At 65.7% G+C, this 10,445-nt stretch carries 11 protein-coding genes; 10 read left to right on the forward strand and 1 reads right to left on the reverse strand.

The window, feature by feature from the left end:
• The first annotated feature begins 527 nt into the window (after positions 1-527).
• The 9 genes from BLW84_RS42925 to BLW84_RS42965 all read left to right on the forward strand — a co-directional run bounded on the left by BLW84_RS42925 (position 528) and on the right by BLW84_RS42965 (position 8,130).
• Positions 528-1,823: a nickel pincer cofactor-dependent isomerase, group 22 gene (locus BLW84_RS42925; protein WP_177227014.1), complete on the forward strand. Its 1,296-nt coding sequence runs from the start codon at positions 528-530 to the stop codon at positions 1,821-1,823.
• Positions 1,824-2,490: 667 nt separating this feature from the next.
• A complete protein-coding gene (locus BLW84_RS42930) occupies positions 2,491-2,937 on the forward strand; it encodes a transposase (protein WP_093278049.1) in 447 nt (148 codons plus the stop codon).
• A gap of 136 nt (positions 2,938-3,073) precedes the next feature.
• Positions 3,074-4,051, forward strand: a complete 978-nt coding sequence (locus BLW84_RS42935) for a hypothetical protein (protein WP_093278051.1) — start codon at positions 3,074-3,076, stop codon at positions 4,049-4,051.
• 43 nt (positions 4,052-4,094) lie between these two features.
• Positions 4,095-4,511, forward strand: a complete 417-nt coding sequence (locus BLW84_RS42940) for a GntR family transcriptional regulator (protein WP_093278053.1) — start codon at positions 4,095-4,097, stop codon at positions 4,509-4,511.
• Positions 4,508-4,816: a hypothetical protein gene (locus BLW84_RS42945; protein ID WP_093278054.1), complete on the forward strand. Its 309-nt coding sequence runs from the start codon at positions 4,508-4,510 to the stop codon at positions 4,814-4,816. Before BLW84_RS42940 ends, BLW84_RS42945 begins: the two co-directional genes overlap by 4 nt.
• Positions 4,817-5,348: 532 nt before the next feature.
• Positions 5,349-5,705 carry a hypothetical protein gene (locus BLW84_RS42950; RefSeq protein ID WP_143061321.1) on the forward strand — a complete coding sequence of 119 codons (357 nt, stop codon included), beginning with the start codon at positions 5,349-5,351 and terminating at the stop codon, positions 5,703-5,705.
• A gap of 231 nt (positions 5,706-5,936) precedes the next feature.
• Complete coding sequence (locus BLW84_RS42955; RefSeq protein ID WP_093278070.1) at positions 5,937-6,365, forward strand: SsgA family sporulation/cell division regulator; 429 nt, start codon at positions 5,937-5,939, stop codon at positions 6,363-6,365.
• A gap of 182 nt (positions 6,366-6,547) precedes the next feature.
• Entirely contained in the window at positions 6,548-7,168 is a 621-nt protein-coding gene (locus BLW84_RS42960; protein ID WP_093278058.1) for a helix-turn-helix transcriptional regulator, read from the forward strand.
• Between the two features lie 326 nt (positions 7,169-7,494).
• Complete coding sequence (locus BLW84_RS42965) at positions 7,495-8,130, forward strand: DUF742 domain-containing protein (RefSeq protein WP_177227015.1); 636 nt, start codon at positions 7,495-7,497, stop codon at positions 8,128-8,130.
• Here BLW84_RS42965 and BLW84_RS42970 read toward each other — a convergent pair.
• Positions 8,117-9,238, reverse strand: a complete 1,122-nt coding sequence (locus BLW84_RS42970; protein WP_245761786.1) for a PTS transporter subunit EIIC — start codon at positions 9,236-9,238, stop codon at positions 8,117-8,119. The two genes, BLW84_RS42965 and BLW84_RS42970, sit on opposite strands and share 14 nt — an antisense overlap.
• A 461-nt stretch (positions 9,239-9,699) precedes the next feature.
• Here BLW84_RS42970 and glsA point away from each other — a divergent pair.
• Positions 9,700-10,445, forward strand: a 746-nt coding sequence (gene glsA, locus BLW84_RS42975) for a glutaminase A (RefSeq protein WP_093278064.1), incomplete at its 3' end; no start/stop codon positions are given.

Genomic DNA, 10,445 nt, shown 5'->3' on the forward strand with positions numbered 1-10,445 from the left:
TCCGTTTTCGGTCTGCGGAAATCGGTCTACCCTGGGTGTTGCGTCTGGGGTATTGATTCTGCCGCCAACCGGACCAAATGTTGTTGATCGCAAATTCCGTGGCGAATTCTGACTCTTTTGCCGACAAGGGCGATACCGTTCAGTAATGACCGTGCCCTTATGGACACCCGATACGTGTCCATTCGGGCAGGCGAGATCGTCGAAGTCGGTCCGGGCTGGTCCCGGCAGCCCTTTGGGCGGGATTCTGGTGCGGTCGGCGGCGATGCGTTGCAGGGTGCAGGTGAGGTGATCTGAGTGATGCCGGCCAGGGGAATGCCTGATCAATTAAGTGGATCGCCCGGATATGGCCGGTTGGCCGGGCTGACTTGCCAGAAAGAGGAATCACCGAGTGACTGAGAGTCTGTCGGCGAATGCCGTCCACGCCTTGTGAAGCGGCGCCAACCGCTTGCACCCGCCCAAGCAGCGCAACCACCGGCGGGTTCTAAGAACACGATCCGGGCCGTGACTGATTAGTAAGGATGGGACGCATGTTCAACGTCGAGAAGGTCCGGTTGGCCGGAGCCGACATCGAACTCCCCAGGATGATCCCGATCGAGCAGCGGTTCGCCGCCGACGCGGTCGAGGACCTCGAAGCCGCGATCCGCTGCCAGGTCGCCGAGCACGACCGCAACCAGCCGGTCAGCGGCAAGCGGATCGCCATCACCGCGGGTAGCCGCGGGGTGACGCGGATCGATCGCATCGTCGCCACCCTGGTGGACGCGCTGATCGGCTGTGGCGCCAAACCGTTCGTGGTGCCCACGATGGGCAGCCACGGTGGCGGCACCGCGGAGGGCCAGCGGCAGGTGCTGGCCGAGTACGGGATCACCGAGGAGAGCATCGGCGCCCCGATCGTCTCGTCCATGGAGACGGTCGTGGTCGCCGAGCTGGACGACGGCACCCCGGTGCACTTCGACGCCGAGGCCGCCAAGGCCGACAGCGTCATCGTGCTCGGCCGGGTCAAGCCGCACACCGACTTCCGGGGCACGCACGAGAGCGGTCTGGCGAAGATGCTCGCCATCGGCCTGGGCAAGCACCGCGGCGCGACAACCCTGCACGCCCACGGCATGGCTGCGTTCGACACGCTCATCCCGGCGGTGGCCGAGGCGATGCTCGGCGTGGTCCCGATCGAGTTCGGGATGGCCGTGGTGGAGAACGCCTACGAGCACGTCGCCCGCATCGAGTTGGTCCCGACCGCGAAACTGCTGGAACGCGAGGCGGAACTGCTGGTCGAAGCCAAGCAGCTGATGCCGAGGCTGTTGATGTCCGACATCGACGTGCTGGTCGTCGACGAGATCGGCAAGGACATCAGCGGCACCGGGATGGACCCCAACATCACCGGCCGCGCCCAGGTCAACGCGGACAAGTTCAAGGCGGTGCCGATCAAGCGGCTGGTGGTGCTGGGCCTGACCGAGCACACCAACGGCAACGCCTGCGGCCTGGGCTTGGCGGACGTGACCACTCAGCGCTGCGTGGACCAGATCGAGTTCGGCTCGTTCTACACCAACTCGCTGACCGCAGGCCTGCCCGACAGCGCCCGGATCCCGATGGCCCTGGCCAACGACCGGGACGCCATCGTTGCCGCCCTGCACATGTCCCGCGGCCCCGCGGAACGACCGGCGAAGGTGGTGCGCATCCGAAACACCCTGTCGATGCCCCGCATCGAGGTCTCCGAGGCCTACGCCCAGGAGGTCGCCGACCACCCCGACATGGTCACACTCGGCGAGCCGCACGACTGGGACTTCGACGCCACGGGAACCCTCCAGCCCCTCCCCGTCGCCCGCTGAAGGACCGCGGTGGGTCGGGACCTTGGAGACCGGCGCCAAGCACTACGGCGCGGAGCAGCGCTCACGGACCGTGCAGCGAGGAATCGAGGATTTCTGACAGCAGATCTGGAAGGGAATACGTTCATGCCCACACGGGTAGATCCGTTTCTACCCTATTGAGCGTTTTTCATCCTGGTCGGTCCGCAGCCGCGGGCCGTGAAGCTGCACGTCGATGGGGTGTCGCATGCGCCGCAGGCGCATAGCCCACCTACGACACCCGCACCGCCGCGGGTTCACGGTGCCCACCCCTCCGGGGTTCCCTCGGCGAGGACGGCCCTGACGCCGTGTATTGGGCATACATCAGTCAGGGCACCCACAGTCCAGGGAGCCTCTGAGGTTCCGCCACCCGCACCGCCACGCAAAACGAGGATGAAAAACGCTCAATTGCGGAGCCGAATCTCTCCGGCATAGCTTCACGGCGCAATTTCCATGCGACCGCAGCAATAGTGATTCGGCACAGAGGCACCGAGGCGACCCGTCAGAACCCGTCCAGCATCCGGTGCTCTCCGCGATCTTCGCCACCGCACTCTAGGGCCAACCCTGCCCGCTGAACAGGTTTGGACGCTGAGTCGGCGGCGTTTCGCCCAAACCTGTTGGCGCGCCGATTTCTTCAGGGGCAGCAATAGCTATGCCGGAACCGCCGATCGGCCCGGTCGCGGTGCTGGGCGCGGACGATTTCGCCGTCCGCCGCGGGCACCGCTACGGCACTGTCATGGTCGACCTCGACACGCGCAAGCCGGTCGACCTTATCGACGGCCGTGACGGTGAGGACCCGGCCGTCTGGCTCGCCGCCAGGCCTGGCTCGACGGCCACGTCGAAGACCGATCCGAGCATCACGAGAAGACCGCTCCAGAGCCCGGATTTTGACGCGGATGGCGTCGATGAGTGTCATCGGAGAGATCCGGTCGAGCGGTCGGTTGGACCACTCGGTTATCGGTGGGGGCAGGCCAGGGCGAGGTCCACTGTTGATCAGGCGGACTTCCCGGCGATGCGTTCGGTGGCGGTGAGCCGGGCGGCGTCCGCCTTGCTGGAGCTACGTGCCGAAGCATGGGGAAGCCCCTCGGCTGCTTCGTGAGGCGGCGCGGTGTTTTAGGGGCCTTGCTTCTCCGGGGCTGGACTTCTACCGCAAAGAACTATATAACTAGTGAAAGTCTTTTTTAGGAAGACATCGCGCTCGCATGCATGCGCAGGGACAACGTGGAGGTAGCGGCATGACCTGGGTGGCGTGGCGGCAGCACCGCGCGCAGTTGTTGCTGATGGCAGCGGTGTTGCTGCTCGGCGTGGTCGCGGTCCTGGTGCTGCATACGAGCATGGTGCAGCAGATTCAGGCGCAGGGACTGGAGCGGTGCCTCGCGGTGGGGGGCCAAGGCCCGGGCTGCGCGACCGGGGTGAGTGATTTCCGCGACGAGTGGTTCGATCTGCTCAGAGTCGGCCAACTCGTGATCGTGGTCCTCCCGGTGCTGCTGGGGGTGTTCAGCGGGGCGCCGCTGTTCGCCCGCGAGATCGAGCACGGCACCCACGTGCTGGCGTTCGCGCAATCGGTGACCCGGGTCGGCTGGATGGCGGCCAAGCTGGTGATGCTGGTGGTGCCCTCGCTGGTCGTACTGGTGGTCCTGCAGTTGCTGGTGAGTTCCTGGGTCGCGGACGCCGGGCTGATGGGGCCGCTGGTGGACGGCCCGTTCTCGTTCCTGAACTTCGAGAGCATGGGGTGGATGCCGGCCGTCCACCTGCTTTTCGGCTACGCGTTGGGCACGCTGCTGGGGGCGGTGCTGGGGCGGTCGTTGCCGGCGATGATCAGCACCCTGGCCGGGCTGGTGGCGGTGCGCGGTGCCGTCGGATTGGCGGGACCGGCTCTGATGCCGTCGCAGCTGCGGACCTCGGCCGACCCGATGAGTGCTCCCGAGTCCGGTGTGGACGAGGTGGTCCAGGTGGGTTTTCTGGGTGCCGACGGGCGGACCATACCGGAAGGCGGCTTCAACGCCGCCGTGTGCGGTTCGCGGGGCGATGTTCCAGTCTCGACCTTCGACCCGGCTCAGTGCTATGCGCAGCACGGGGTGGTCGGCCAGTATGCCGAGGTGGTTCCGGCCTCGTACGCCCCGATACTGCAGCTGATCGAGTTCGGCGTCCTCGGCGTGGTTGCGGTCCTGCTGTTGGGAGGAACCGCGTGGACGCTGCGCAGGAAGCATTGATGACGCTGCGTGGAGCGCGCGCCTTCGGCGATGGCCGCCCCATATGCTGGGCGATGTGATCGAGTTCCGGATCGACCGTCGCTCCGGGGTCTCCACGTACATGCAGATCGTCCAGCAGGTCACGCAGGCCATGCGGTTGGGACTGCTGGGGCCCGGTGACCGGTTGCCCACTGCGCGCGAGGTGGTGGAGGCCACGGCGGTCAATCCGAATACCGTGTTGAAGGCGTATCGAGAGCTGGAGCGGGACGGCCTGGTGGAGGCTCGGCGTGGGGTCGGTACCTTCGTAACTCGATCGCTGGCGAGCGGCCGGACCTCGGTCGAAGCCCCGATGCGACGCGACCTGGCGGACTGGATGAGCCGTGCCAGGAGCGGCGGGCTCACGGTCGAAGAGGTCGATGCGCTGTTCGCTGCCGTCCGTGACGAGTACTTCCCGGCCGGAGGACTGGAACACCCATCATGAGCGCGCTGAGCACCATCGGTTTGTCCAAGCGCTACGGCGACCGCCGGGGGATCGAGGACTGCACGGTGGAACTGGACGGCGACGTCGACGAACTCCTGGAGGAGCACCGCGACCTGGTGGGGCCCGCCGATGCGGGGCCCCCGGAGATCGGGACGGTCGTGCACGCGAGGAAATCCGGGCGGCAGCAGCGGATGCTGGTGCGCGAGCCCGGGGTACTCGCCCCGGGCTGGGAGTCTCGGCAACCGGACCTGGAATCGCCCGTGACCGATTACCTGCGCGCCGGCCGCGAGCGCGCGGGAGCCTGAGAGCCTGTCGGCGAATGCCGTCCGCGCCTGTGGAAGCGGCGCAGCCGCTTGCATCCACCTTGCCAAGATGACCATCGGCGGGTTCTGAAAGGTTTCCTGGCGAGGACGGCCCCTCCGCCGTGTATTTGGACATACATAAGGAGGGGCACCCACAGTCCAGGGAACCTCTCAGGTTCCGCTAAGCGACCACCCACCCAGACCATTCACCAACAGGCTCTGAGAACCGCTCGCCGGCCCCGCTGATCCCCGTCGCCGAGCCGGGGGGGCGGCGGGGCTTCGTTGTTTTTGGGCCTCCGGCGGCGGATTCGTTGCGTGTTGCCGCGTCGGCTCGCCCCCTGCGGGAGCCCTCTTCCGTGCTGCTGACGCGATCGGCTCGTTCTGCTCCTGGGGAGGCGTCTGCTGGCGTGATCCATCCAGTCGGTGCCCTTTCGCCCCGCTTTCCCAGACCCGGCCTTGTCCGCGATCCGCACCACTGCTAGTCTTCAGTCATTCCACTAGATAACTAGTGGAATGACTCAGAAAGGTAGTGAACATGGGCTTCACCTTTGGCAAGCGCGAAATGATCGTTGGGCTGCTGGCTGCGGGAGCACTGGCCGGCACTGGCGGCATCGCCGCCGCGGCGCCAGCGGAGAACGTGCCGGAACTGCGGATCAGCTCGGCCGACTACGCGCTGGAGTACACCGTGGTGAACGGCAATGGCGACGGCTTCTCCGCCGTCCTGGAGCCGAACTCCACCCGCGAGAGGCAGGCCGAGGGCTTCACGACGGTGCGGTTCTCCGTGAACGGCAAGGTCGTGAACGCCTATGGCCCGCTCGAGGCTGGTCGCACGCTGGTCTGCAATGCGGGAGGGACCGCGGCCGCGCCGAATGTGGAGTGCGCCTTCGCCTGACCCGGAACTGCGCGCCGGAGCGTGCAGTTTTGCCGGCGGAGTCCGGGAGGTGACTGCCACCCGGACTCCGCCGGCAGCGGCCGGCAGGTTGGCTTGCTGAGCTGTTCCACGGCTTGCGGCGGGCGGTCGTCGGTGGCTTGCGACGAGCTGAAGACGTCGTGAAGAAGCTGTAGATCCAGGACGGGCATGCTGTGTGTCGTGCAGGATCCGACATTGAGGAGCGCAGGCATGATGAGCAGCCAGAACCACAAGACGATCCGCTCTACCGCGGTTTTCGACCTGACGGCCCCGGCAGGCGTGAGGACGCCGGTTGGGGTGGAGCTGCGGTACGACAGCCGTGAGCCATACGCGGTGAACATGAGCTTCCGCGCGGGGATGAGTGGTCAGGTCGACTGGTTGATCGCCCGGGACTTGCTGGCGGACGGGCTGGTCATTGCGAGTGGCGAGGGTGACGTGCAGATCATCCCCCAACCCGACAACCACGAGCTCGTCGTCATCGCGTTGAGCTCGCCGTCCGGGCAGGCCACCTTCGAAGCGCCCGCTGCCGAACTGGCGGAGTTCCTGAACGAGACCTACGACGTCGTCGCCCCCGGTGGCGAGAACCACTGGATGAGCTTCGATGAGGAACTGAGTCGACTACTGCAGAATGATATGCACTGATCGACATAAACCGAAGCCGTGTGGTGCCAGTTCGACGCTTTATGCCGCGGAGCGGTTCGAGGCGGCACTACGGGGTGTGCGGATCTACTTGTGCCCAGCTGATCTAGAGAAGACGTAGAGACGTTGTGGAGTCGGCGCCGGCAGATTGTTCGGTGCAGAGATAGAAACCACGGGAGTGTGCGATGGAACGAGTTCGCGTGGCTGTGCTTGCCTCAGATGCCATCACGCATGCTGGTCTTGCAAGCCACCTCGACTCTCGCGCCGAGGTGTTGGTGGTGCCGAATCGAAACCTGGTCGAGGTGGACGTCGTCGTCCTGGCCGCCAAGCGGCTGACTGATGGCGTGACCGCCTTGCGCGCCTTGGGTGCTGAGTTCGAGCGTCGTGTGGTCTTGGTGATCGACCAGCTAGATCCGGCTGGTCTGCTTGCGGCGGTGGAATGTGGTGCTGCGGCGGTGATCCCGCGCAGTGCGGCCACCGCAGAGCACTTGATCAAAGTCATCCAGGTCGCCGCGACCGGAGGTGGAGTGCTGCCACCGGAACTGATCGGAGAGCTGCTCCGCGAGTTTGCTCGTCTGCAGCGGGATGTTCTGGCGCCGCGAGGAATCAGCGTTTCCGGGCTGACACCTCGCGAGCTTGATGTCGTCCGCTTGCTGGCCGAGGGCTTGGATACTGTTGATATCGCCGAGAAGCTGGCCTACTCGGAGCGCACCGTGAAGAACGTCATCTACGGGATGACCAACAGGCTCAATTTGCGTAACCGGCCGCATGCCGTCGCCTACGCGATGCGTGCAGGCGTGATCTGAAACGCGAGTGCTCATGGTCTTTTTCCTGTTCGAGCATCGCGGCGGAGTACGGATGGGCAAGAACTGCTGACATCCGCTCACTGATGTCGGAGAGTCTGTTCGCCTCCGAACGAGAAAGCTTGCTAGGGAACGATTCTGCCACGGTAGTGGCCGATCGGCTTGTGAACGACAGATTTCGCACGTACCGTGCTGGGCGGCATCAGATGTTGTGGTGATCGACGCAGTCGCACTGCCACTGGCGGGCAACGCTCTTCCGGCACCCACCTGACCGGTGCGCTCCCACTCGCCGCTCGATGACATTCGAGCTTCATGATCCCGGAGTTGTCATGAGCTCGCACAAGAAGAACACCGGCCCCTCGTTTCACCCGCTCGCCTTCGGAGGCTGGGGGAACTACCAAGAATGGGCGGACCACCAGTTCCAGCCACGGCCCGCCGCACCGGAGGCCGACGACGGAGATGCGGCCGAGTCCGAACAGGAAATCCACGACCAACCGGCCGTGCCGATCGAGTCGGCACCCGATGCTCGCGAACCGAACCAGGCCGCTGCTACCGATCGCGCTGACTGCAACCCAGCGGAGCAGACCGGCATAACCGTTTTCGTCGAGGCCGAGGATTCGGGGACCAGCGTGGCGATGCCGCGTCCGTACGTCCGCACCGGCGGACGCGCCGAGCCCGAGTACGAGTTCCGGGTGGAAACGCTGGTGTCGGCGACCTCGCAGCGGCTGGCGGGCACGTCGATCAACCCTGATCTGGACGAGATCCGTTCGATGTGCGCGTCACCGCATTCGGTTGCCGAGATCTCATCCCGCCTCGGGGTTCCCCTGACCGTCGCTCGTGTCCTCATCGGCGACGCCATCAAGGCCGGACTGGTCGTCGTCCACGGCGGCGCGTCGAATCGCGGTGCAGGTCCTTCCCTCGTGACTCTGCAGCGGGTGTACGAAGGGTTGCTCAAGCTGGCGTGATGCTGTCGGTCCGGGGTGATTCGGTCGTCTTCTTCCGTCCGACCTTCACCAGGAAAGCTGCGAGGACGAACGAGACGGCGGCCGACACGGCCACACCCATGATCACGCTCAGGTGGCCACCCCGCGGCGTGACTGCCATCAGTGCGATGATGCTTCCGGGAGAAGGAGTCGCGAACAGTCCCGCTCCGGTGGCGATGAAGGTGAAAATCCCCGCCGCACCGCCTGCGATGGCCGCCAGGATCAACTGCGGCTTGGCGAGCACGTAGGGGAAGTAGATCTCATGAATACCGCCGAAGAAGTGGATTGCCAACGCGCCTGGCGCGCTGGCCCGTTCCGGTGCGGATCCGAAGCACGCGCAGGCGAGCAGAATACCGAGCCCAGGGCCGGGGTTGGTCTCCAACAGGAACTCGATCGCCTTGCCGTTCTCCGCCTGGGCGGTGACGCCCAGCGGGCCCAGGACGCCGTGGTTGATCGCGTTGTTGAGGAACAGCACCTTGCCGGGTTCGATGATCAGGGCTGCCAGTGGTAGCAGGCCGAGGTCGATCAGCGTCTGCACCCCGCCGGCCAGCGTTCTGGCCAGCCCGCTGATCGCGGGCCCGATCCCGACCATGCCCAGAATCGCCACGCTGCCACCGATGATGCCCGCGCTGAAGTTGTCCACGAGCATCTTGAAGGCCGGACCCACGCGTGCGCCCACGGCTTGATCGAACCATTTCATCAGCAGTGCCGTAGCGGGGCCGAGCAGCATGGCGCCAAGGAGCATGGGGGTATTCGCTCCGACCACGAGGCCAAGTGTGGCGACCGCGCCGACGACGCCGCCGCGTTGCCCGTGGACCACCCTGCCCCCGGTGTAACCGATCAGGATCGGCAGCAGTGTTGTGATCATCGGTTGGATGATCGCGGCCAGCGTCGCGTTGGGCAGCCATCCCTCGGGCATGAACAGTGCGGTCGCGAGGCCCCATGCGATGAACGCCCCGATGTTGGGCATCACGACGCTGGCCAGATGTCCGCCCCATCGTCGGAGTGCCGACCCGATCTCCCGGCTCGAAGAAGCTCCTTCGTTGCTACGTGACATCGCTGCAAGCACATCCCAGGTCGTCGTTGACATCGTGGTTTCTGCGGCCTTGGCGAGAAAGTCGGCATGGCGTACTCGGGTCGGCTTTGCGACCCGGACGCGTTTGGGATCTCCGCATTAAACACCACGTTCTGCCGGGCCGGAACGGAAACGTCACGACAGTGCACTTCCTTCTCCGGCAAGTGTGCCCGTTCAGGCAGCTGGCGTATTCGCGTGCCGCGATAGCGCTCATTTGGGCAGGATCGGCCGAGCTGCGTAACTGCGGATCACCTGATGTCCTCGCCGGATTCCGCTCAAATCCGCCCAATTTGGCAGCTAGGTGCGTGCTGGAGCTAGGAGAGAGGAACAAGATTCTCGGGTGTATCGCGCAAATCGTTGCGACCGAGAGCGATGTCGTGATCATGTGCTGGTACGGTCGACGTGGCAAGGAGAGTCCAGTGCGAGATGTGGCCAGTGCGTGCGTTCGCACGAACCTGCGCCAGTCCAATGAGGATATGGCCGAGCAGATCGCTGGGGAGTTGAGTCAGTTGCTCGGGCAGGTCGCGGACGAGGTCGCGCCGTTGCGCGGGGCGGGGATGGTGGCGGATTACATTCCGGCGCTCGCGCGAGTCGATCCGGGTCGTTTCGGTATCGCGCTGGCCGATCTCGACGGCGGTGTCCACGGGGTCGGTGACTGGGAGACGCCGTTTTCGGTGCAGAGCATCTCGAAGGTCTTCACCCTCGCGCTCGTGCTGGCCGGCAGTGATGAGGCGCTCTGGCGGCGCGTCGGCCGGGAGCCGTCGGGCAACGCCTTCAACTCGCTGGTCCAGCTGGAGCACGAACACGGGATTCCCCGGAACCCCTTCATCAACGCGGGCGCGCTGACGGTCACCGATGAGCTGATCTCCCTGGTCGGCGACGCCACCGGCGAGCTGCTCGCGTTCCTGCGCGCCGAGAGCGGCAACCCCGCCCTGCGGGTCGACGAAGAGGTCGCCGCCTCCGAAGCGGCCCACGCGGACCGCAACCTGGCCCTGACCCATTTCATGGCGTCCTACGGCAACATGCGCAACCCGGTGGCGACCGTGCTCGACCAGTACGTCCGGCAGTGTGCGATCGAGATGAGCTGCCGCGACCTGGCCCTGGCGGGGCGGTTCCTCGCCGCGCGCGGTGTCCGCCGCGACGGTTCGGAGCTGGTCACCTGCCGGCAGGTCAAGCGGATCAACGCGATCATGCTCACCTGCGGGACCTACGACGCCGCCGG

Origin of the sequence: Saccharopolyspora shandongensis (assembly GCF_900106995.1) — a bacterium.
Classification (GTDB): domain Bacteria; phylum Actinomycetota; class Actinomycetes; order Mycobacteriales; family Pseudonocardiaceae; genus Saccharopolyspora; species Saccharopolyspora shandongensis.